This window comes from Paenibacillus sp. PastM-3 (assembly GCF_029893965.1).
Taxonomy (GTDB): Bacteria; Bacillota; Bacilli; order Paenibacillales; family Paenibacillaceae; genus Paenibacillus_AQ.
Genome location: NZ_JARXXP010000047.1, coordinates 1 through 23,379, shown reverse-complemented (window position 1 = coordinate 23,379; position 23,379 = coordinate 1). Strand labels below are relative to the sequence as shown.

The window sequence follows — 23,379 nt, the reverse complement described above, 5'->3', positions numbered from 1 at the left end:
TTCGGGCAGTGAATGGCCAACATTCCATGACCCAGCATACAGGAGGCGCTTTTTTTGTTCAAACCTTGAATTAATTCATTACAGGAATGGCTCCTTATTAGTTTGGCTGATGAGCGAATAATACCATAAGCTTAAAAGAGCAGTCAGGCTTATGCAAACTCCGTAAGGGAGAGCACAGCCGGCAGATATATAACGCTAGGGCGGGGAATAACAAAAAGGAGCCGCACTACGCGGCTCCTGCGGCAGTAACTCTATTTTAGCGTAACATCCAGCGAACTGATTTTACCTTTACGAATCTTGAATTCATGTCTGAACAGTTGCGGGGCGGGCACCCGGTTCCGGGCACTTCGGGATGCTGGTCGGCAACGGGCTACAACAACCAATATGCGGGTAAACACTTCTAATCTTAGTCGAAAATAAGGTTCATAAGGGGGTGATTTTGTGGAATTGAAAGTAAAAAAGATAAGTGATTTTGAAAATAATTTGTCGATTAATGGACAAGGATGCAAAACAGATTGTTTGGAATATAACGTATGGGTAGGGAAAACAAATGGCAATGATGGTTGCGTAATTTATTCAAGTGCATACACACCAAAAGATAGAGCTTGGTGGTAAAAGTCGAAAAGAGAAGATGGGGCGGCAAGAAATCCTCCTCATCTTTATTATGGAGGTTTCTATGAGCAATTCTGATGTGATCATTCTTGATAGTGGGATGAAAAGTGAATTTATAAATAGAGAACTTACTTTAGGTGGTTATTATGCATTATTTCTGGTTTTATAATAGTAAGCTTTGCTTTAGTGTGTGGCTGTGTTTGTTTCTGCAGAAGAGGAGTGAACAGGGATGTTGTACAATACAACTTCTATTTTAAATATTTGATTAGAGTAATCAATATTCCAGATCCCTTCTTTTTGTTCAACCTGTGTAATAATATTTTTAACTCCTAATCCATGGTGTTGATTGTCATGTTTCGTTGAGATTAGTTCTCCATTATGATTAATTTTAATAGAATGAGCATATGGATTAGTGATTTGAATATAGAGCGATTCATTTAAATAATAAATTGATACTTTAATATAGCGCTCTCTATCCGCAACCTTTATGCAAGCTTCAATTGCATTATCTAAAATATTCCCCAGTATAATGCTCATCGTCACACTATCTAGTTGTAAATGATGTGGAATTTGAATGTCAAATTCCATAGTAATATTAAGCTTGGACGCAACAGTATATTTATAATTAATAATTGAATCTATAATGATTGATCCTGTATTGCAATATTCTGTATTTGTAGAAATTGTGCCCAACAGTTCATCTAATTGCTTTACACTAGCAGTTTCTTTCTCCATTTGAAGTTGTGAACGTAAACCTATTAATATATTCTTAAAGTCATGCTTAAATTTGAGTACTTCCTCTTGTCTATTTTTTGTCATTAAAAATTGATGAATATAGTAGGTGTTTTGCTGTTCTAAAAGCTGAGTTTTCGCCTGTTCAGTTTGAATCCGCAATATACGATCACATAAAACCATTACAAGTAAATTAATAATAAGCAAGCTAAAGGAAAGGACAGGATATAATTGAGGATAACTTCGATAAGATGAATCAAGCAATAAGTAAATGACGACAATCATACTTGAAATTGGACATGCAAAAAGCATGACCCAATATCTTTTGCTTAAACTTCCCTCCCCGACTAGTATAACCAACTTTAAAATAACTTTCATAAGAATAAATATAAGTATCTTAGAAAAAAATAGAGCTAAAATATATTGAATTGTAGAGAAGACCGGTGCTAGAGCAAGATCAGCAAGTACAATAAATACGATAACAAAACATGCCATACTAATTTTCCAAACAAAGGTGCCAGTATAAAGGAATGCTAAAAGAATAATAAGCAAAAAATTAATCGTAAGTATCCAAATTGTTGTAAATTCACTGTGATGAAGAACTACAATAAATACATAATATAAGCTGTAAGAAAACAAAAGTGATTTTTGTTTTACTAGGTAATATTTAAATGTTTTTGTATAAAAATAATGGATCAGGAATGGTATAGCTATAAGCGTAATGATATAAAATACTTCTTCAATTAAAAAAACTTCCAATAAGTTCCCTCCTGATATTTAGAAAATTACTTTTAACCGTAGTAGATTGTTTTTCACTTATAGGAAGTTCTTGTCCGTTTAAAAGGATCAACTTCTTTGCGTTTAATTGTTTAACATAAAATAAATTAACAATATATGACTGGTGAATACGAATAAACTCATCACAGAATAATTTGTTTTCTTCATGGTTGAGAGTACTGTAATATTCTAGGTTTTCTTCCTTAGTATGAACGATTATTTTACGGCAATTACTTTCCAAATATATAATATTTTTAAAAGGAATCATGATTTGATTCTTTTTTTGTTGTATAAAAAGTATTTTTTTTCTTTCCTTTTCTTTTCTTCTAACTATTTTATGTATTGCTAACTTAAACTTTTGGTTAAAAGTCTCAGAATTAATTGGTTTATTAATAAAGCCAGATGGTTGTACATCAAAAAGCTGTAAATGATATTTTTCATGACTAGAAATGAAAATAATTTGTACTAAATCATTACTGCTATTTTGTCTTAAGATGAGACCGGCTTCTATACCACTAAGTTGTTTCATTTCAATATCTAAAAAGATTAAATCATAGGGACATATTTCTTTTACTTTTTGTATTAGTTTTTCACCAGAATAAAAAATATCAATTTGAAATGTTTCTCCATAAATATGTTGATTGCAAATAATCAACTGCTCAATTTGCTCTGTTAACTGCTTATCATCGTCGCAAATTGCAATATGAATCATATTAACCTCCTATTTTGGGGCGTTTAGTATTTTTTTATTAACCTCATATTATTATATCCTAAAAAGAATATGAGGATTTAAATATAAGTAAACATCCATAAATTTGTAATAATTACAATTAGCATCATAATTATTACATTAATCAGTAAATTACAAACATGAATAGTATCATAGGATTAACCCACAAGTAAGGAGTGTAACTGGTGGATACAACTATATTAGAAGTAAAAGGGCTCAGCAAAAAATATGGTGACAGTTTTGCGATAAGGGATATTAATATGATTATTGAATCAGGTGAGATCTATGGCTTTGTTGGTGAAAATGGAGCTGGGAAAACAACCTTAATGAAAATAATTAGTGGCTTAGTGAGTCCGACAAGTGGAAGTATAACGCTTATGGGCAAGCAGAATAAAGTAGATTTGATTAAAGCACGAAAACAACTAGGTGTTCTAATTGAGATGCCTGCTTTATATCCTCATTTAAATGGTCTTGAGACACTAACTTTTTATTATAAAGTGTATGGTATGAAAGATAAGAATAGAATTAATGAGGTGTTAGAATTAGTTTCTCTGTCGTCTGTTGCATCGAAAAAAATTTCAGAATATTCATTAGGTATGAGGCAGAGATTAGGCCTTGCCATTGCATTATTAAATTATCCTAAGTTTCTTGTATTAGATGAACCTATTAATGGTCTTGATCCTATAGGGATCATAGAAATGAGAAAAATCCTAATGGAATTAGTTCATGAACAAGGGATCACCATTTTAATTTCAAGTCATATTTTAAGCGAACTTCAATTATTGGCAACTAAGTTCGGTTTTATACACCAAGGGCGCCTTGTAAAAGAATTAACGTTGAATGATTTAACAGAAGTCTCTAAGTCACAGCTCTGTGTAAAAACCTCAGATCCATATCTAGCGATGAGTATTCTACAAGAGCAACTTCGGCTGGATAGAATGATCTTATCAGAAACAGGGGAAATATTGATTCCAAAAGGGGTGGTTGAATTGGAAAGTTTATTATCGATTTTAGTGCAACATAATATACACATTGAAGGTATTAACTTATCTACAGCTAATCTTGAAAATTATTATATGGAGCTTATAGGAGTCGGTTCAAAATGAGGGATTTTTTAAGCGCACAATCTTTTTATATGAAAAAGGATTTAATGTTCAAGAGTATTAGTTATCTATTTATTATTGCAGGTATCCTTCTTCCTATATGGATGGGTAATAAGGTAGGCTTTCATTTTAGTAATTGGTTACAACCGTTCACCTTAGTAGTTCCATTATCATTATTTTTTTATTTTATAATTCCAATTTACGTAAGTTTCTTTGCTACAGAGGGTTTTGAATACGGATCTATTAAAAATATTATTGCCTCAGGATGTAGTAGAAGTAAATACATATCAGGCAAATATATATCTATAGTAAAGGCAATAATAGGATGGATATTTTTGTTTTTTTGTTTATTCTATTTTGTTTATGTCATAGGTGTACTGATTACTGGTTCAAGTTCGCTTAGTAATAATCAAAATTTATATCGAGATATGGTTACTACATTTGTTGGTTTTGGATTAAATATATTATATTTAGCAGCCTATGCAGCAATTATACTTTTATTAAGTATATTATTTAAACGTACTGCTTCTACAGTAGTGGCTACCTTTGTCTTCGTTTTTGGTGATTTTTTGATAAGCGGCTACTTTAAAGATAGCTTAAGTACTTTCTTTCTATGGTTGTCTAATCACAGCTTAACTACGCAAATTATGAAGTTTTCTGGGATTTATGTTTCTAACTCTAAACATATCGTTTTAGAGAACTTATCTAGTTATGTACCCGTAATAATTATCCCAATTGTACTTATCCTTATGAGCCTTTCTTTGACATATGCTATTTTTAGGCAAAGGGATGTTCAGGCATGACTTGCTTTGCTAAATTAAAGATTTTTCAAGCTTAGCTTGACTAAGGGAGAAGACATATGAACCGAACAAACCCGAAAGTTATAGTTGGACTAATATTAGTTTTAATAGTTTTTTGCCTTATATTTATTTCTATAGATATGGGGTGATCATATTGGATAGAAGTAATGGATATTACATTAAAGAGCTGTTTAGACCATATTATAAAAATATAGTAGTTATTAGCTTCATAACACTACTCACTTCAATTGGGAGCTTTATAACTCCTTGGGTAACTAAACAACTTATTGATATTGGTATCATGAAATCTAATTTTCATATTGTTCTGGAGTTTGTTGTGTACTTAGTATTAATATTTTTTTTTCAACAAGTACTTAGTGTTGTTCAATTTTATTATTATCGTGATTTGAGCGTACGTATTCCATATGATTTGAATTATAAGGCTTGCGATCATACATTAAAGGTTACAACCGATGTGAGAAACTGAGTATCTGTTAATGAAGATATGTTAGCAATGTCCTGAAAAAGTTCTGACATCACCTCAGAGAAATTTCTTTCCTTAAAATATTTAATTCTCAAGGTGCTGAATCGGAAGGCGGAAATCCTGCTGAACCCGCTGGCCTTACGTCCCCACGCGGTACGTATAAACATTCTCAAAATTTATTTTTTTGAAATCATCTGCTCTGATAAAAAAGTGCAATAAACCCGACAAGTCCCACTCCATCCCGAGTTCATCATCAGAATCAGCCTGAAATAATTGAATCTCATCGCTGGGATGGCCTCCGTATTGCAGCGCTGACATATGGCCCAGGAAACGGAATCCGATCCCGCGGTCATAAGTATTCATGAAATCCGGCATGAATTCCAGGGAATAGCGGTTCAAATCCTCTTTGTTGTTCATCAGATGGTTGGCTTCCAGATAATCTGAATCGGGAAGCGTTAATTCAAGCTTTTTTTCGAGCAGCGCAGATTTGAATATCTGCTCTTCCGATAGTGCTGCCGGCGGCTGCATCCGAACCAGTGCTGCTGTATCCGGGGTATAATACACAACATTATTGTTCATTCTGTCTGCATCATAATCCTCGTCGTTATACCATAGTTCATAATCATATACATAGAAGAAGTAGAGGATTCCGGTAGAAGGATACTCCGGGTTAACCAGGTTCATAGGGAATTCTTCAAGATTGATTTGAGCGACAAACGACATGGGGTGATTCTTCCAAGAAGGCCATTGATAGGAAGCAGGCATATCAGGCTGTCCGCCGATTTTGCTGGCCCCGAGCTCGATATCCGCCTCATCTGTCATTTTTGGAACCATGTAGAAACCGGGTAAAATCTGATGTTTTAATGTGTCCCAATACGATCCAAGGTCTGCTTCTTCCAGCATTGTACGGATTTCACGCATTGAGGGGTCTGTAATTTGATCAGATGCCAGCGGGTGCTCGTATACGGGGGGATTGCCGCTTGTCGCACCACCTGATATTAAGAGGCGGAGCAATATTACAAAACCGGTTAACATTTTCAATATATTCATAGTTTTCCCTGCCCTTCTAAATGGCTATTTTATACGGACAGGTTATTTTTGTCAGCGTAATTTTCCCCCTTGACCTCAAGGATACAGCTGCCCCGCTCCCGCACCCTGCCCCGCTTCTTTACGGAACTCCGAAGGTGAGCAGCTCATCGCTTTGCGGAACACCTTAATGAAATAGCTGACGTTGTCAAAGCCGACCTCAAGCGCAATGTCGGAGATTTTGCGTTCAGTCTGCTTCAGCAGTGCGGCCGCCTGGCGGATGCGGTAGGAGTTGATATAGTCCACCGGTGTTTTGCGGGTCATGGCCTTGAAGAAACGGCAAAACTGGCCCTCGCTCATCGGAATCAGCCCGGACAGGTCACGGGTGCGGATTGGCTCCTTATAGTTTTCTTGAATATAAAGGATGACCTTTTTGAGCCGGTTGACCTTGGTGGTATCCGTACCCGGCGACAGGCTATGGTTCACGGAACGGTCCGGTGCGGCAATCTGTGACAGCATAATCAGCAGGGTTCCCTTCATAAAGGCCTCGAATCCGGGCATTTTATTAGCATATGCATCCATCATCCGCTCAAGCTGCAGCAGCAGCTCCTGCTGCCAGGGAACAGCCGGTGTAAGATGCCGGGGAAAGCTCTGGCGTTTCTCCTGAAGCGGCAGAATGACCGTCTGCTGAATCGTATCGTATTGTGCGCTGGCCAGCAAATCCGGATGAAATACCAGTGCGCAGAACCGGCAAGAGCCTTCCTTCAGGACGTGGGCGGCATGGATATCCCCGGATTCGATGAACACGGCTTCGCCCGCGCGCAGCGGGAAATAATCGGTATCCACCTGGAACAGGATTTCCCCTTCCTGCAGCATAAAAAACTCTGCCTCCTCATGCCAGTGTGTATCCAGAATGTGGGTTCCGGCCGGAAGCTCTATCCAGTAGGCGGCCAGCGGAAACATGACATCGCCATGTACGCGGTCTTCTTTGAGCAATCGCTGGGACGTACGGTCCATAATTATGCCTCCTTGCCAGACAGATATCAAAATAGTGTTATAAATAAGCTATATTATATTAGTTTTGTTGTTTTGTTATCGGTATAATGCAACTATAAACACCAAATTGAAGGGTGGCAAGTACACTTATGAAATTTACAGACGGCCTTTGGCTGGTGCGCGACGGTATCAATATCAATGGCGCAGTGCAGAACTATGTAGTAGAGCAGACTTCTGAAGGTCTGACTGCAATTACACAAACAACTCCAATTACAGGACGTGCAGCAACACTGAACTCCACGCTCCTTACTGTTAAATTCCATTCTCCGCTTCCGGGCGTTGTAGGCGTGAAAATTATTCACAATGACGGCGTCATCGAACGCGGACCGGCTTTTGAATTAACCAAAGGCACCGGCGACCACGTTCAGGTGGAAGAAAATGAAGCACAGACCGTGCTGATCAGCGGCGGCCTCCGTGTAGTCATCAACAAAGGTGCTCACTGGTCCGTAGACTTCTACCGCGGCGACGAGCGCATTACAGGCAGCGGTTACAAATCGATGGCCTATATTACCGACCAGGACGGCAACACGTTTGTCCGTGAAGAGCTGGATCTCGGCGTAGGCGAATATGTATACGGACTTGGCGAGCGCTTCACTGCTTTTGTCAAAAACGGACAAGTCGTTGATATCTGGAACAAAGACGGCGGCACCAGCTCCGAGCAGGCGTACAAGAACATTCCGTTCTATGTAACAAGCAAAGGCTACGGCGTATTTGTTAATCATCCTGAGCTGGTTTCCTACGAGATCGCTTCGGAAAAAGTGAAAAAAGCCCAATTCAGCGTAGCTGGAGAGAGCCTTGAGTATTTCGTAATTGAAGGACCTTCAATTAAAGAGGTTATCAGCAAATATACTTCCCTGACCGGTAAGCCTGCGCTTCCGCCGGCGTGGACCTTCGGCCTGTGGCTGACGACTTCGTTCACAACCGATTACGATGAAGAAACGGTTAACTCCTTTGTAGAAGGCATGGCTGAGCGTGATCTGCCGCTGCATGTGTTCCACTTTGACTGCTTCTGGATGCGTGAATACCAATGGACGGATTTCCAGTGGGACCCGCGCGTATTCCCGGACCCTGTCGGCATGCTGAAACGCCTGAAGGAGAAAGGATTGAAGATCTGCGTATGGATCAACTCCTATATCGGACAGCGCTCCCCGCTGTTTGAGGAAGGCAAGAAGAACGGCTATCTGATCAAAAAAGCGAACGGCGACGTATACCAGACTGACCTGTGGCAAGCTGGCATGGGTCTGGTGGATTTCACTAACCCTGCAGCGTGCGAATGGTATGCCGGTTACCTGCGTGACCTGGTGAACATGGGCGTAGACAGCTTCAAAACGGACTTCGGCGAGCGTATTCCAACGGATGTTGTGTACTTCGACGGCTCCGATCCGCAAAAAATGCACAACTACTACACCCAGATGTACAACAAGGTTGTCTTCGATGTGCTGGAAGAGAAGCTCGGCAAAAATGAAGCAGCGGTATTCGCGCGTTCGGCTACAGCCGGCGGGCAGCAGTTCCCGGTTCACTGGGGCGGCGACTGCTACGCGGACTATGAGTCGATGGCAGAAAGCCTGCGCGGCGGCCTGTCCCTTGGTCTGTCCGGCTTCGGCTTCTGGAGCCATGATATCGGCGGTTTCGAGAATACGGCTCCGGCGCATGTGTTCAAGCGCTGGCTGGCCTTCGGCCTGCTCTCCAGCCACAGCCGTCTGCACGGCAGCACCTCGTACCGTGTGCCTTGGGCTTACGACGATGAGGCGGTGGATGTTACCCGTTTCTTCACCAAGCTTAAATGCAGCCTGATGCCTTACCTGTATGATGTTGCCGGACAGGCGCATGAGCAGGGCTGGGCTTCAATGCGGGCCATGGTGATGGAATTCCCGGAGGACCCTACCTGTGAAGTGCTTGACCGCCAGTATATGCTGGGCGACAAGCTGATGGTAGCTCCAATTTTCCAGGAGAACGGCGATGTGAAATACTATCTGCCGGCCGGCCGCTGGACGCACCTGCTGAGCGGAGAGACTGTACAGGGCGGAACATGGCGCAAAGAAAACCACGACTTCTTCAGCCTTCCGCTGTTCGTACGCCAGAACTCGCTGCTTGCTACAGGCAGTGAAAATACACGTCCGGATTATGATTTTGCAGACGGTGTGAAGTTCGGCCTGTACTCGCTGGAAGACGGCGCTGCAACAACTGCGGTTGTCCGTGACATCAAGGGTGCGCCTGAGCTGACTGTAAAGGCTGAACGTCAAGGCAACAAGGTTACCGTGACTGCCGAAGGCAGCGGCAAAGCCTTCTCGCTGGCTGTGAAGGATCTGGGTGCCATCTCATCCGTAGAAGGTGCTGAGCAGGCTGATGATACTACTGTGAATGTGGCTGCGGGAGCGAAGTCTGTCTCCTTCACCATTACATTGAAATAGGTTAAGACCAGCTCTCTAATGACCGGGAACAGATTGTTCCCGGTTTATTAGGGAGTTTTTTTGGAACATATTAATGAATCGCTGAGAATAGGCGGATTCTATGCGATTTTTATGATTTTTCAGAGTTTTGCTTTAAGCTAAGTGGAATTTCGCCAACTAATTCTTAGCCAACTGCTGTTTAGAGCGATACTAGGTGGAAAAACGACTATTAATTATGCAGTATTCGCTGTAAATGGGGTGTAAGGGCTAAAATAGGTGGCGATTATCCACTTAGTGATTGCTAATGTTGAGAAACGATGGAATTTAGTGACGAAAATCCATCTAAATGTTGGTTTGAGCCCGGTTAAAGGATACTGGATCTGCCAGCGTAACAGAATAGGAGAAATAATGATGAACAATAAAGACAATAACGGAGTGCTCAGCCAGATTGACTACTCGTCGGCAACAGCATTATCTACGGCAGCGAATTTTATTATGAATGCAGCGGAGCCGTTTACGCATACATACCGCACCTATGTGCGCCTCAGGGAAAGCGGCAGCCTGACGCTGAAATTCTGGCACAGCAACAATGTGGATTCCACCTGGGATCTGGGGCAGGAGGCAAGCGGCGGCGAGCCGGGCGGAGAGTGGCTGATCGAGGCTGCCTATATCGCTGACGGAGGGCTTGTGCCGGACGGCTCGGTAACGCCGGAGACACAGATTCCGGTTACCTTCGGCGGACAAGACTCCCGGCAGGTCGCTTCCGGCGAATGCTTCTGGAGCGATGAGGCGAAGCTTGAGCTGCCGGAAGGGCATTATCTGGCGTTCACCTGGACGATCAGAACGCTGGCAGCCGGCAAGTCCTTCCCGTATAACGTTGAAGGGATGCTGGTCAGCGGATTCGATGCCCCGGGAAACCTGGCGGGCAGTGAGGCGGCCGCGGGATTCTCGGAGTCGGATAAGCTGCTGGTAGCTCCGGGTTATATCGGCTACAAGAAGCTGGTAGCGAAGAAGCTTGTCTTCCTGGGCGATTCGATTACCCAGGGGGTGCGTACAGAGAAGGATGCTTACACCTATTGGGCGGCACGGATTGCCGAAGGGCTGGGAACAGAGTATGGCCTGTGGAACATCGGTTCAGGCTGGGGCAGAGCTTATGATGTGGCCGCGGACGGCCCATGGCTGAACAAAGCGAAGCAGGGCGATGAGGTACTGATGGTGCTCGGCGTCAACGACTTGGATATCGGCAAACGGAACGCAGATGAGCTGCTCGGCGACCTGACCGGGATCATTACCAAGATCAAGGAAGCGAATCCGGCGGTTAAGATTATTCTCAGCACCGTACCCCCGTTCAACTTTGCGGAGGAGCGGGAGACCTACTGGCGTACGGTAAATGCGGCGATCCGCAATACTCCTCCCGCTGGCGTGGACCGGGTATTCGATATCGCTGCCGTATTGTCGGAGCCTGCGCCGCAAGAGCACCGAATCCGGCCGGAGTATATGAGCAACGAGTTTGATCCGCATCCGAACGGTCATGCCGGCAAGGCTGTGGCTGAAGCCTTTTTGGCCTGGTACGGACAGGCCGGATAAAGAACCCTTGAAGCTCATTAGGCATACTATGGAGTACTTTAGATGAGGAAGGTAGTGTGCTAACAATGGGGATTCAGGCGGGGATGCAGCAAAAAGTGCTGTATCAGGCGGATAATCAGGCTGTCCAGAATTTGAAATCAGTCAGACATCATGTGCACAATGTGTGCAGACAGCATGTTAATCAGATTGTTCAGGTGCAGACGATGGACGGACAGATTGTAGTTGGCAGATTATTGGGCTGTGACAAGGGCTTCTTTTATATGGGGGTCCAGCAGCAGGGAGGACAGCGCGCCTTCTTCGGCGGCAGCGATGAAGCCATTTTGACCCTGGTGCTCTATGAACTGCTGGTTATTACGCTTCTGTATACATGATTTCACTGACAGAGCTGATATCCTGCGGTTAATTCCGCAGCTTCTGATCCAGGCAGAACTGACGGGGAGCCTGGCAGCCGTTTCACGGCCGCCAGGCTCCTTGCTGTGTTTAGATTTTCTCCCTAGAATGTTTTAAGGATGATTACCAGCAGAATGTAAAGCACCAGGATTGTTGTAGTGGAAGTGAACATACCGCCGACATTTGCACAACCGCTCATCGTATTACCTCCTCCGCAAGATCATCTTACAGACTCATATTATGCATCGTCCGATTCCGGTGCATAGACGTTTGACCTGCTTAATTACAATTGGAAGATTAAATTAATGAGCATTAGCTGGTTTTCGTCTGCTTGGGCTTCAGAGGGTAACCTGTATCCGGTAATCCTTCGGCGTAGCTCCGGTCTGCTTCTTAAACACCTTGCTGAAATACTTCACATCATGAAAACCGACCATTTCCGAAATCTGCGACAGCTTCAGGTTCGGGTTCTGCAGCAGGAGTTTGGCCTTTTCAATTCGTACGCTGACGATGTAATCGGAGAAATTAATGCCGTACTCCTGTTTGAATCTGCGGGAGATATACTCGCGGCTGACATAGAATTTGCCGGCAACCTCCTGCAGTGAGAGATCGGCCATGTAGTTCTGGTCGATATATTTTACGATCTCTGTCAGCGGGTTACGTTCCTTGACCTGTGCGGCTGACAGCACCCGGGACAGGCTGGTCATCAGCGCATAGGACCAGTCACGCCAGGCAAACAGCGAGAACGAGTAGCCGCCTGCATATGGAGCAGGGTTATCGCGGTCGCCCAGCTCCAGCTCCGCGAGAGCGCTCTCGGCCTGGCTGCCCAGCGTTTCGCGGACCAGCCGGGACCTGAACAGCAGGGCATCGGCTTTCCAGGAGCCCAGCATCTCCGGGGTTACAACGCCGCTGCGGCCAAGCTCCTCGGTCCAGTGCTGCGCTGCGGCGGACAGGGCGTCCGTGTTGCCGCTGACTATCGCCATTTTCCAGTCCTCCTGGACATCGGCAAAGATCGGTCTTGCTCCGGCTGCACCCGTATCCTGACGGTATTCTGCCGAAGCTACACTGAAGTGGCTGTAATCCTCATGCCGCAGCAGATTGCGGCGCAGCAGGGCTTCGGCAGCCTCTGTACGCTGCGCGGCAAGCTGGCCCGGCAGGCTGCCGGCTGAGCTGATGCCAAAGTGCATCCGCAGCTGCAGGGTATGGAACAGGCCCTGATTGATCCGGCTGATCAGCTCGGTAACGGATTCCTGAACATCCCACAGCAGAATGGCGATCTCAGGCGGTCCGCCCCAGTAACGGAAGGCTGTGCCTGTGCCTTGCGGTTGCAGAAATTCGTTACAGATGTTAACGATGGCATAATAGAGCAGCTCGCTGTCTCCGCCGAAACGGCGCAGCAGCGGGTTATTACCGGCATCCGTCTGCACCAGCAGCAGACGGGCGGATCCGGCACTGCCGGGGATAACACCCTCGGCAACCAGCCGGCGCAGCGTAGTCTCGGCGGTTACCGGATCATCAATGAGCGCTGACAGCAGCCGCTCGCCGTAGATCGGCTTGATCTCGTTCAGCCGGATGCTCTGCCGCTGCCGCTGGCTGCGTTCCTCCGCCTCCGAGCGCCAGGCGGCAACCGCCTTAGCGACAGCCGTATTGATGGCCTCAGGCTCAATAGGCTTGAGAATATAGTCAATTCCCCCGTGCCGGACCGTCTCGCGCACAAAATCAAAATCATTATGCCCGCTGACAACAATGAACTTCGTGCTACCGGCGAACTCATTGACCCACGTCATCAGCTCAATGCCATTGCCGGATTCCATCATCATGTCCATAATAACGAGCCCGGGCTTATGCTTACGGATCAGTTCTATCGCTTCATTGCCGCTTCCGGCCTCCATAATCTCCCCGATCTGATGGGCGTCCCAGTCGACCAGCAGCCGGACCGCCTTCCTGACTCTTGCCTCATCATCCACAATCAGCGCCTTCATATCCGTTCACTCTCCGTTAGTATTTCGATTTCCAGTCTGACCATTACGCCGCCTTCAGGCAGATTGTCCACAGTAAGGACAGCATCTTCTCCGCATACCAGCCGCAGACGGGCCAGTACATTGCCGAGGCCGATACCCGCGCCGGGCGCATCACGTCTTTCTTCACTGCTCTTGAGTGCTGAGATGTCAAGCGGATCAGGCCGGGTAAGCTCCTGGCGCAGCTTCTCCAGCTTAGCTGAAGGGATGGACATGCCGTTATTCTGAATGACGATTTCCATCCGCCCGCCGTCCAGCCTGCCCGCTGTAATCTCAATAAATCCGTCGGTACGGGCAAGGTTAAAGCCGTGCTTGAAGTAATTTTCCACAATCGGCTGAAGAATCATCTTCGGCATTAGTGCGCCGAGCAGCGGCTCTTCCATATCGTAGCGGAAAGTGAATTTATTTTCAAAACGCTCGCGCTGCAGCTCGATATAGGCTTTGACATGCTCCAGCTCATTCTTGACCGTGACGATCTTTTCATCATTATGCATGCTGTACCGCATCATCTTGGCCAGGGCCGAGAGCAGGGAGTAGATCTGCGGAACCTTCATCTCAAGAGCCAGAGTACCGATAATCTGCAGCGTATTGTTCAGAAAATGCGGGTTAATCTGCGACTGCAGCGCCCTCAGCTCATTGGTTTTGTTGGACAGCTCCAGCCGGTATTCCCGCAAAATAAGATTGTTAATCGTGTCCATCATGCTGCGGAAATGCTCGGTCAGCACACCGATCTCATCATTGCCCGCCGGACGGATGTCCACCTCCAGATTACCGGTCCGCACCTGGTTCATATAGCGGGTCAGCTGCTTGATCGGGGCCGTAATCCGGAAGGAGATCAGGACAGTCAGGGCGATGATCATGCTCATCAGCAGGAACAGCAGCAGGATGTTAATGCCGGCGGCCTCCTTGGCTTCACGGAACAGATAAGAGACCGGAATCTGCTTGATCAGCGTCCAGCTCAGGCCGGTGCTTTCAATTTTCTGATAAATAAAGACAGACCCGCCTTCCTCAAAATACCCCTGGGCTTCTGCATTCGCGGCAATCTGCCTGTTGTACCAGCCTGCATTCAGCGGCTTGCCGAGCGCAGCTTCATCCCGGCCGTATACCACGTTGCCATCGCTGTCCACCAGATAGATATTTTCCTGATCCTGCTCATACAGCTGGTCAACAATTTCGGTAAGCGCCGCCAGCTTGACGTCAACGGACAGATAGCCGAGTGCTTCCGATGAAGGAATACGTTCGATTCTGCGGTGAAAGGTGAAGACCGGTTCGGGAACAAACTGGGTCAGCGGAAGGGTCAGGCCATAGACATTGCTGATATGGGTGCTCTGCACCCTAACCGGAGAGCTGCCGGCAAGATTGGCCTCCTCATAGGGGGCATTCCCCAGCCAGCGCTTGGGCGTGGTGTTGTCGGTAATCAGCGTGGCTTTGCCGTCCTTGACGCCGTACAGGTACACCTGCGAAATATTGGGCAGTGAAGTGGAAATGTAGCTGAGCGAATTATAAATGGCGATATCGGAGGAAAGGTCATCATAGCCGGCTTCAAGCAGCCGGTAGAAATCGGAGTCGGAATAGACACTAAGCGACAGCCGGTTGATCTCCTGAATCAGACTGTCGATATTTTTGTAGCCCTGATAGAGCAGATTTTTGTTCTCGTCCACAGCCCGTGTCCGCAGCGATTGGGTTGTATAAGAATAGCTGATATACATGGTCGCAATAATACAGACGAGAGTCGGGAGGAGTAAAAAAACGATCAGTTTGGTGCGGATATTGTTCCATTTCATCGATTCTTGTCACATCCGATCAATATTTTACACCTGAAAGATCACTTACGTAGGTGTAAGCGGTCCGTCAAAAAACAGATAATATGAATAGATCATAAACAAGTAAGTGAGTAAAAGAAAGGGGGGGCCAATATATGCGCGGCAATAAGTTGTCCGGGCTCGGTCAACAGCTTTTTTTCGTTGGCCCGGCATTATTGTTCTTTACGATCGTCATGATTATCCCGTTTGTGATGGGAATGTATTATTCTTTCACTGACTGGAACGGCGTATCCGGGAATGTCGCCTGGGTAGGCTTTGACAATTTTAAAACGATTTTTACAAATGATCCGGATTTCTGGTCATCCTTCTGGTTTACCGTGCGGTTTACGCTGCTGGGGGTTGTACTGACCAACGTAGTGGGCTTTTTCCTGGCCTATTTCCTGACCAAGGCGCTAAAGACACGCAATATGCTCCGGACTATCTTTTTTATGCCTAACGTCATCGGCGGCCTGTTGCTTGGATTTATATGGCAGTTCATTTTTATCAAAGGGTTCGCCACTATGGGCGATCTTACCGGCTGGTCCTTCTTCAATCTTCCATGGCTCGGCGATGCGACAACCGGCTTCTGGGCAATCGTCATCGTATTTGTCTGGCAGTCCTCCGGTTACCTGATGGTTATCTACATTGCTTCGCTTAACAACGTATCCAAAGAAGTGCTGGAAGCAGCCCAAATCGACGGTGCCTCCCGCAGCCAGACGCTGCGCAACATCATCGTTCCGCTGATTATGCCTGCCGTAACAGTCGGACTGTTCCTGGCGATCTCCTGGTCCTTCAAAATGTTCGACCTCAACCTGTCGCTGACCAAGGGCGGACCGTTCAAATCTACGGAGTCTGTAGCGATGAACATCTATAACGAAGCCTTCCTGAACAACCGATATGGACTGGGTACGGCAAAAGCGCTGCTGTTCTTCCTGATCGTTGCCATCATTACGGTCATTCAGGTGCGGATTACGAAGAGCAAGGAGGTTGAAGCGTAATGAAAACCGAAGGCAAAGGCAAGTGGAATTACGGCCTGGAAATCATTATGATTCTCCTTGGCCTGCTGTTCCTGTCACCGTTCTATTTCCTGCTGGCTAACTCGGTGAAATCGTTCGGGGAAATTCTCAGCAATGCGGCGGCCTGGCCGTCTGAATTCGTCTGGTCCAACTATTCGCAGGCCTGGAAGCTGGCCCGTTTCTCGGAAGCCTTCCGGAATTCGATTATCATAACAGTGATCTGTGTGATCCTGATCGCCCTGTTCGCTGCAATGGCGGCATACCGGATGGTCCGCGCAGATTCGAAGTTCAACCGGATTCTGCTGCTGCTGTTCGTAGCGGCAATGGTGGTGCCGTTCCAGACCATTATGATTCCGATCCTGCAGGTGGTTAACTTCCTGGGTGTCAATAATTCGATTCCCGGTCTGGTAATGGCCCAATTGGGCCTCAGTATTCCAATGGCAATCTTCCTGTTCCACGGGTTCATCAAATCCGTACCGATGGAGATCGAAGAGGCGGCAACCGTTGACGGCTGTAATCCGCTGACTGTATTCTTCCGGATTGTGCTTCCGCTGCTCAAGCCGATGCTGATGACGATTATCGTACTGAATGCCCTGGGCATCTGGAATGATTATCTGCTGCCGTCCCTGATTCTTCAGGCACCTGAGCTGCGGACCATTCCGCTGGCAACCTTCTCGTTCTTCGGGCAGTATACGAAGCAATGGGATATGGCGCTTCCGGCGCTGACACTTGGCGTAGCCCCAATTGTTGTGTTCTATCTGTTCATGCAGCGTTACATTGTTGAGGGAATCGCGGCGGGTTCGGTGAAGGGTTAATCCCTTCCCGAGTCCTTCGTTCCATACATTTTATCAAGCATTCAAACTTATCAAGGGGGAAAATAGAATGAATAAGAAACGTACTGCAGTAATGATGTCCAGCGTAATGCTGATGTCTGTTGTGCTCGCGGCTTGCGGCGGCAATAACAATACCGCTTCAAATAATGCACAAAATGGAAGCGCTGGCAACTCCGCATCCGGAGAAGTGAAAACGGTTAAAATCTTCCAATTCAAAACGGAAATCGTAGAAGGCCTGAACGAGCTGAAGGTTGAATTTGAAAAAGAATATCCGAACATCAAGCTGGACATCCAGACTGTCGGCGGCGGTGCGGACTATGCGGCAGCCCTGAAGACGAAATTCGCTTCCGGCGATGCGCCTGATATTTTCTCAAACGGCGGTTATGCGGAAATGGAACTGTGGGGAGACAAGCTCGAAGACCTGTCCGACCAGCCTTGGGTTAAGGATCTGATTCCTTTGGCAGCTGAGCCAATGACCAAGGACGGCAAAACCTACGGGATGCCCATGAACCTTGAAGGTATCGGTTATGTCTACAACAAGGACCTGTTCGAACAAGCAGGCATCACTGAAACACCTAAAACCATCACCGAGCTGGAAGAAGCGGCTAAAAAGCTGCAGGCTATCGATGTTATTCCTTTCGGCAACGCTTATCAGGAGTGGTGGCTGCTGGGTAACCAGGGGATCAGCGTAGCTTTTGCACAGCAGGATAATGTGGATGAATTCATCGCCGGCCTGAATGGCGGAACGGCTTCGATCGTCGGCAACCAGGTGTTCAAGGACTGGAGCAACCTGCTGAACCTGACTGTGAAATACGGTCAAAAGAACCCGCTGACTACCGATGCCAACACTCACCTGGCTATGTTCGCTAACGGTGAAACTGCGATGATGCAGGAAGGCAACTGGGCACAGACGCTGGTGGACAATATCAATCCGGACATGAACATTGGTATGTTCCCTATGCCAATCAATGATGATGCCGAGAAGAATGACAAGATGACTGTCGGTATCCCGGCTAACCTGGTTGTGAATAAGGATTCCGCATCCAAAGAAGAAGCTAAAACATTCCTGAACTGGCTCGTAACTTCCGACTTGGGTAAAGAATATATCACGAAAAAATGGAAGTTCATCCCTGCCCTATCCACGATCGAAGCAACACCTGAGGATATCGGCGCTCTGGGCTCTGACGTATTCAAATACGTGCAGGAAGGTAAAGTCTACGGATTGCAGTCCTCGAAGTTCCCTGACGGTGTAACCCAGGAATTCGCCAGCGTAATCCAGCAGCTGATCGCCGGCAAGGTTGACGAAGCAGGCTGGGAGACAGCAATGCAGGCGGCTTGGGACAAGCTGAAGAAGTAAGGTTTTTGGGATAGAGATATAGAGTCCTATAAGTTTAAACTTATAATAATCAAAAAGGGAAGAGTGGCGGAGGAGAATTTTGGAACTGGAGGAACGGTAGTGACCGCCTGAAAGCTTTTCGCAGAAAAGCTCACTTCGGGAGCATATACAGTCTGCGGATTTCAACCGCAAACAGCGGTACAAATCAGGAAATCTGCAGACGGGCAGCGGCCGGAAGTCCAAACATTCTCTGGAGTCACGGCTAAGCCCGAAATAGAAAAACTATAAGTTTAATCATTATAAGGACCGTTGGATAAAGTGGATTTGCCGGGGCGTTCCCGCCTCTCGCATCAGTGATGTGAGGCGGGGGCGCCTTTTTGGTAAAATGAAACCATGCAGGAAAGGAGAGGGAGTCATTGGGGATGAATAGTTACGGTAAAGAAGAGAGCGGTTACATCAAAGGGGATATTGATCACAGTAAGGAAAACAGCGGATTCAGTAAAGAAAAGAGTGCCTATAGCAGGGAACAGGGTAAATTTAGTGGAGAAAAGAGTGACCACAGCAACGTCCAGATCGGCGTTGACTATTATCCGGAGCATTGGGATGAGTCACTGTGGGAAGAGGACATAAAGTTAATGAAGGAAACCGGCGTACGGGTGGTCAGGGTAGCCGAATTTGCCTGGAGCCGGCTTGAGCCGTCAGAAGGGCGCTTTGAATTTGCATGGCTCGACCGGGCGATCGATCTGCTGCACCGTTACGGTATGCAGGTGGTTATCGGAACGCCTACGGCAACGCCGCCGCGCTGGCTGACAACGGCGTATCCTGATGTATTGCCTATATTTGCTGACGGGCAGATCTATCATCCGGGCGTACGCGGACACCGCTGCTATAACAGCTTGTCGCTGAAGCAATACGGGACGCGTATTGCTTCAGAAATGGCCCGCCATTACAGCGGACATCCGGCGGTGATCGGCTGGCAGACCGACAATGAATTCGGGATGATTGACTGTCACTGTGATGCCTGCAATACGGCGTTCCGCAGCTGGGTGCAGGACAAGTACGGCAGCCTGGACCGGGTAAATGCCGAATGGGGCACGGTGGTGTGGAGCGGTGAGTACAGTGACTGGAACGAGCTTACAGTCCCGTATGGAGGGTCAAAATTCCAGAATCCGTCGTTGCTGCTCGATTTCCAGCGCTTCCAGTGGGATGCGGTGGTGAAGTTCCAGCAGACCCAGCTGGAGGTGCTGCGCGCTGAATGTCCGGGGCATTTCGTTACGCACAACTTCCACAGCTATCCGCAGCGGCTGGATATGTATGCGGTCGGTGCGGATCTGGATTTCGCGTCCTTTGATTATTATCCCAATACATCGCCGGATAAGCAGGCGACGACACCTTACAGCGGAGCGCTGTCGCTGGATGTGACACGCGGGATCAAGCGGAGCAATTTCTGGATCATGGAGCAGCTAAGCGGACCGCCGGGATGCTGGATGCCGATGTGGCGTACGCCGTATCCCGGCTTCATCCGGGCCTATGCCTGGCAGAGCATCGCCCGGGGGGCGGACACGGTTGTTCATTTCCGCTGGAGAAGCGCGGTTGCCGGCGCCGAGCAGTACTGGCACGGGCTGATTGACCACAGCAATGTGCCGGGCCGCAGGTTCACCGAGTTTGCACAGCTGTGCAGTGAGGTGAACCAGCTGAGCGGTAAGCTCAAGGGAACGGAGCTTAAAGCTGAGGTGGCTATTCTGCATTCTCACGAGCAGAAGGCGGCACTGGATATTCAGCCGCAGGCTGAAGGGTTCGATTACTATGAGAACATCAAGCAGATTCACCGCGCCCTGACGAAGCTTGGCATCGGCTGCGATGTGATCCGGGCAGGGGAGCCGCTGGACGGTTATAAGCTGGTCATTGCGCCAAGCCTGTATCTGCTTGGTGAGGAGCTGGCGGCGCAGCTGGAGCAATACGCAATTGCCGGCGGCACGCTGATCCTGACGAACCGGACAGGTGTGAAGAACATGGATAATGTGTGCGTCATGCAGCCGCTGCCGGGCCTCTTGAGCCGCGCTGCCGGAGTCTGGGTGCATGAATATGATCCGGTCGGCGGCGCTGCCCATGTAATCCGGGACGAGGCCAGTGATACCTTTGCCTGCAGCCAGTGGTGCGATCTGCTCACTCCGGTTACTGCAGAGCCTATTGCCTGGTATAACGATGATTTCTATGCCGGCACTCCGGCAATCACCGTCAACCGCTTCGGCAAAGGCGAGGTGTACTACTTCGGTACCCATGCCGAGGAGCGCTACTGGTCGGGACTGCTTGGCAGTCTGGCCGGCAGGCAAGGGCTCCAGCGCTTCGCGGGCCTGCCGGACGGCGTTCAGGCTTCCGTGCGCAGCGGAGAGAACGGAAGTTTCCTGTTCCTGCTGAATCTCAGCCGGACAGAGCAGGCCGTGCCGCTGGACAAGGATTACCGCTGCGCATTTAGCGGAGAGGCGCGCTCAGGTCTGCTGCTGCTTGCGCCTTATGGAGTTGAAATTCTGGAGCTGGAAGGGTAGCGGCCAGCCGGAAGCTAACGGACTGAGCAGCCTTTATTTCATACCAATCATATTTTTTCGCAGGCTAACGGACACCAGCGCTCTTATTCCCCGGATTTTCTGCCAAATGCGGCTGGAAGTAAGGGGATAAGAGCGCTACGGTCCGTTAAACGGATAAAGGTATGTTTTCCGGGTAAATAAGGTTGCTGCTGTCCGTAAGAATTGCGGGAGCGGGCAGAGGAGGTGGCCCTGTGCCGACATCCACAGATCGTCAGTGCTGACTTTCAGTGCATAGATCTCTGCTGCATTTTATTGAGGGGCGCTCATGGCTTAAGCTGAGGGATGGCGTCTTCTGCCTTTGCTGCCGAGGCGGCGTGAAAAGGGAACAGGCGCTGTTGGCGGTCGTCTTTCCGGGCCGGGGCTGGATGGCTGTTCGTTCTCTTCACTGCGCATGATAGCGAGCAGTTCATGCACAGTGGTGATCCGGCTGATATCAATAGCTTTTTCGCTGCCTTCCTGGCCTCCGGGCACCTTGAAGCTCCAACGTTTGGTATCCATTTTTGTTCACTCCTTAAAAGTTTTGTAGGATCGCTCCCTAGATATAGCTGCGCAAACTTGCCTGGGAAGCATAAACTTGAGTTTTGTAGGATCGCTTGGGTCTGACAACGCAGTCATCTTTTATATTTCCATCATATTCCTTGCGGCTTTTCTTGTATAATGAAGGGAAATGATGGAGGGCATCACTGCAAGTGATGGCTGCTTTTGGAGGGGGAGTACGGATTATGGATATAGGGCTTCTCAGGGTATTTCAGGCAGTGGCTGAGGAAGGAAGCATCTCCAAAGCGGCGCAAAGTCTGAGCTATGTTCAATCGAATGTGACGGCGCGGATACAGCAGCTGGAACAGGAACTGAAGACACCGCTGTTCTACCGGCACAGCCGGGGGATCACGCTGACTTCAGCCGGACAGACCCTGCTTGAATATACAGTCCGGATCTTCAAGCTGCTGGATGAAGCGCAGCAGGCGGTTTTGGATTCGCCGGTTCCCAAAGGCTCCATTATGGTCGGCTCCGATACAACCGCTGCTGTCCGGCTGCCTGTTATACTCTCCGCCTACCGGGGCTGTTATCCGGACGTTGAGGTCCAGCTGCAGATCTGCAGGCCCACTGAACTGATCGACGCTGTTCTGCAGCACACTGTCCAGGGCGCCTTCCTGGACGGACCGGTTGAGCATCCGGAGATTGTGCAGGAGCTGGTTATCAACGAGCAGCTGGGGCTGATCATTCCGGACAGTATGGACTACGAGGGCTTGCAATCCATTCACGGGCAGACCCTGCTCATGCTGAATGCGGAGTGCCTGTACCGGATAAGGCTGGATGCCTGGCTCAGGGAGGAGGGCTTCCGGCTAGGCAAGGTGATGGAGTTCGGGACGATGGAGGGCTTGATGGCCTGCGTCAGGGCGGGGATCGGCTTTGCGGTGCTGCCGGTCTCCTATTTCAGACGGATGAACATCACCCAGGGGATTTCCTGCTACCCGTTCCCGGAACGCTATGCAGAGGTGCCGACCGTATTCATCCGGCGGCGTGACCTGTATATGACCAGCGCCTTCCGCGAGTTCATCGAAGTGCTGAAGGTGCATCTGCCGGAGGCAGTCTGCAGGGAAGAGCTTCCGGCAGTTGGAAGCAGGCAGGTGGGTGCCGGTGGCAGTCCGGTGGATGCCTGAGGCGGGCCGTCAGATGCTGATAAATAAAGTAGGCTGCTGCTTCATGCCAGCCGTGAAAGCTGGAGATAAAGGAACAGGGCACCAGCCCCCGGAGTATCCGGGAAAGCGGTGCCCTGTCTTTTTATTGTGTTTGTTAGACCTTTATAACACTCAGTACTCTCGCACAACGCTCCGCACAAGGTTTAGTGTTTATTTCAACTAACTCACTCAGTGCCGGAGCTCAACGTAAGCCTCCTTAGACTAAGTGGATTTTCATCACCCAATTTTCTCCCAAACCAACGTTTTTGCGAAATAGTTGGAAAAAGCAGACTTAATTATACCGAAATTGACTACGGTAAGGCTTTTCGGCGGTCAAGTCCATATTTGTGTGTAAATTCTCTTTAAACGAGGTTAGCCGGATATAGTTACTTTCAGCTACCTTTTTTCTTTTTTCCATGCCACGTA

The 23,379-nt window shown here is 47.8% G+C and carries 20 protein-coding genes; 12 read left to right on the top strand and 8 right to left on the bottom strand.

What is annotated here, in order from left to right:
* Positions 1-441: 441 nt before the first annotated feature.
* Positions 442-615, top strand: coding sequence for a hypothetical protein (locus tag M2108_RS30150; protein WP_277473137.1), 174 nt, complete (start codon positions 442-444; stop codon positions 613-615).
* A 180-nt stretch (positions 616-795) separates the two neighbouring features.
* On the opposite strand, the gene M2108_RS30145 is transcribed toward M2108_RS30150, so the two are convergent.
* On the bottom strand, positions 796-2,103 hold the full coding sequence (locus M2108_RS30145; protein ID WP_277473139.1) for a sensor histidine kinase: 1,308 nt from the start codon (positions 2,101-2,103) through the stop codon (positions 796-798).
* The gene (locus tag M2108_RS30140) at positions 2,084-2,833 is read right to left on the bottom strand and encodes a LytR/AlgR family response regulator transcription factor (protein WP_277473140.1); all 750 of its coding nucleotides are present in this window, start codon (positions 2,831-2,833) and stop codon (positions 2,084-2,086) included. Before M2108_RS30140 ends, M2108_RS30145 begins: the two co-directional genes overlap by 20 nt.
* Positions 2,834-3,036: 203 nt before the next feature.
* On the opposite strand from M2108_RS30140, the gene M2108_RS30135 reads away from it, so the two are divergent.
* From M2108_RS30135 to M2108_RS31735, 3 genes are all read left to right on the top strand, one after another.
* The gene (locus M2108_RS30135) at positions 3,037-3,957 is read left to right on the top strand and encodes an ABC transporter ATP-binding protein (protein WP_277473141.1); all 921 of its coding nucleotides are present in this window, start codon (positions 3,037-3,039) and stop codon (positions 3,955-3,957) included.
* Positions 3,954-4,757 (top strand): ABC transporter permease, encoded by an 804-nt coding sequence (locus M2108_RS30130; protein WP_277473142.1) that lies wholly within the window; start codon positions 3,954-3,956, stop codon positions 4,755-4,757. Before M2108_RS30135 ends, M2108_RS30130 begins: the two co-directional genes overlap by 4 nt.
* A 142-nt stretch (positions 4,758-4,899) precedes the next feature.
* On the top strand, positions 4,900-5,241 hold the full coding sequence (locus M2108_RS31735; RefSeq protein ID WP_481856967.1) for an ABC transporter transmembrane domain-containing protein: 342 nt from the start codon (positions 4,900-4,902) through the stop codon (positions 5,239-5,241).
* 135 nt (positions 5,242-5,376) lie between these two features.
* Here the strand turns inward: M2108_RS31735 and M2108_RS30125 are convergent, their stop codons facing one another.
* Together M2108_RS30125 and M2108_RS30120 are read right to left on the bottom strand one after the other, a co-directional pair.
* Positions 5,377-6,288 (bottom strand): DUF1963 domain-containing protein, encoded by a 912-nt coding sequence (locus tag M2108_RS30125; protein WP_280777317.1) that lies wholly within the window; start codon positions 6,286-6,288, stop codon positions 5,377-5,379.
* A 75-nt stretch (positions 6,289-6,363) separates the two neighbouring features.
* A complete protein-coding gene (locus tag M2108_RS30120; protein ID WP_277473145.1) occupies positions 6,364-7,281 on the bottom strand; it encodes a helix-turn-helix transcriptional regulator in 918 nt (305 codons plus the stop codon).
* Positions 7,282-7,409: 128 nt separating this feature from the next.
* Between M2108_RS30120 and yicI the strand changes: the two genes are divergently transcribed.
* The 3 genes from yicI to M2108_RS30105 all read left to right on the top strand — a co-directional run bounded on the left by yicI (position 7,410) and on the right by M2108_RS30105 (position 11,668).
* Positions 7,410-9,731: an alpha-xylosidase gene (yicI, locus tag M2108_RS30115; protein WP_277473146.1), complete on the top strand. Its 2,322-nt coding sequence runs from the start codon at positions 7,410-7,412 to the stop codon at positions 9,729-9,731.
* A 387-nt stretch (positions 9,732-10,118) separates the two neighbouring features.
* Complete coding sequence (locus tag M2108_RS30110) at positions 10,119-11,297, top strand: SGNH/GDSL hydrolase family protein (protein WP_280777315.1); 1,179 nt, start codon at positions 10,119-10,121, stop codon at positions 11,295-11,297.
* Between the two features lie 65 nt (positions 11,298-11,362).
* Positions 11,363-11,668 carry a hypothetical protein gene (locus M2108_RS30105; RefSeq protein ID WP_277473157.1) on the top strand — a complete coding sequence of 102 codons (306 nt, stop codon included), beginning with the start codon at positions 11,363-11,365 and terminating at the stop codon, positions 11,666-11,668.
* 122 nt (positions 11,669-11,790) lie between these two features.
* Here M2108_RS30105 and M2108_RS30100 read toward each other — a convergent pair whose 3' ends face one another.
* From M2108_RS30100 to M2108_RS30090, 3 genes are all read right to left on the bottom strand, one after another.
* Positions 11,791-11,886, bottom strand: a complete 96-nt coding sequence (locus tag M2108_RS30100) for a sporulation protein YjcZ (RefSeq protein WP_197071388.1) — start codon at positions 11,884-11,886, stop codon at positions 11,791-11,793.
* Positions 11,887-12,025: 139 nt separating this feature from the next.
* On the bottom strand, positions 12,026-13,666 hold the full coding sequence (locus M2108_RS30095; RefSeq protein ID WP_277473148.1) for a response regulator transcription factor: 1,641 nt from the start codon (positions 13,664-13,666) through the stop codon (positions 12,026-12,028).
* Positions 13,663-15,486 carry a cache domain-containing sensor histidine kinase gene (locus M2108_RS30090; RefSeq protein WP_277473149.1) on the bottom strand — a complete coding sequence of 608 codons (1,824 nt, stop codon included), beginning with the start codon at positions 15,484-15,486 and terminating at the stop codon, positions 13,663-13,665. Before M2108_RS30090 ends, M2108_RS30095 begins: the two co-directional genes overlap by 4 nt.
* A 134-nt stretch (positions 15,487-15,620) precedes the next feature.
* On the opposite strand from M2108_RS30090, the gene M2108_RS30085 reads away from it, so the two are divergent.
* The 4 genes from M2108_RS30085 (at position 15,621) to M2108_RS30070 (ending at position 21,235) form a co-directional block, all read left to right on the top strand.
* Entirely contained in the window at positions 15,621-16,502 is an 882-nt protein-coding gene (locus tag M2108_RS30085; protein ID WP_277473151.1) for a carbohydrate ABC transporter permease, read from the top strand.
* Positions 16,502-17,335, top strand: coding sequence for a carbohydrate ABC transporter permease (locus M2108_RS30080; RefSeq protein ID WP_277473152.1), 834 nt, complete (start codon positions 16,502-16,504; stop codon positions 17,333-17,335). Before M2108_RS30085 ends, M2108_RS30080 begins: the two co-directional genes overlap by 1 nt.
* A gap of 67 nt (positions 17,336-17,402) precedes the next feature.
* Complete coding sequence (locus M2108_RS30075; protein ID WP_277473153.1) at positions 17,403-18,710, top strand: ABC transporter substrate-binding protein; 1,308 nt, start codon at positions 17,403-17,405, stop codon at positions 18,708-18,710.
* A gap of 401 nt (positions 18,711-19,111) precedes the next feature.
* The gene (locus M2108_RS30070; RefSeq protein ID WP_277473154.1) at positions 19,112-21,235 is read left to right on the top strand and encodes a beta-galactosidase; all 2,124 of its coding nucleotides are present in this window, start codon (positions 19,112-19,114) and stop codon (positions 21,233-21,235) included.
* A 309-nt stretch (positions 21,236-21,544) separates the two neighbouring features.
* On the opposite strand, the gene M2108_RS30065 is transcribed toward M2108_RS30070, so the two are convergent.
* On the bottom strand, positions 21,545-21,772 hold the full coding sequence (locus M2108_RS30065; RefSeq protein ID WP_277473155.1) for a hypothetical protein: 228 nt from the start codon (positions 21,770-21,772) through the stop codon (positions 21,545-21,547).
* Between the two features lie 224 nt (positions 21,773-21,996).
* Here M2108_RS30065 and M2108_RS30060 point away from each other — a divergent pair, with 224 nt between their 5' ends.
* Entirely contained in the window at positions 21,997-22,935 is a 939-nt protein-coding gene (locus M2108_RS30060) for a LysR family transcriptional regulator (RefSeq protein WP_277473156.1), read from the top strand.
* Positions 22,936-23,379: the final 444 nt, after the last annotated feature.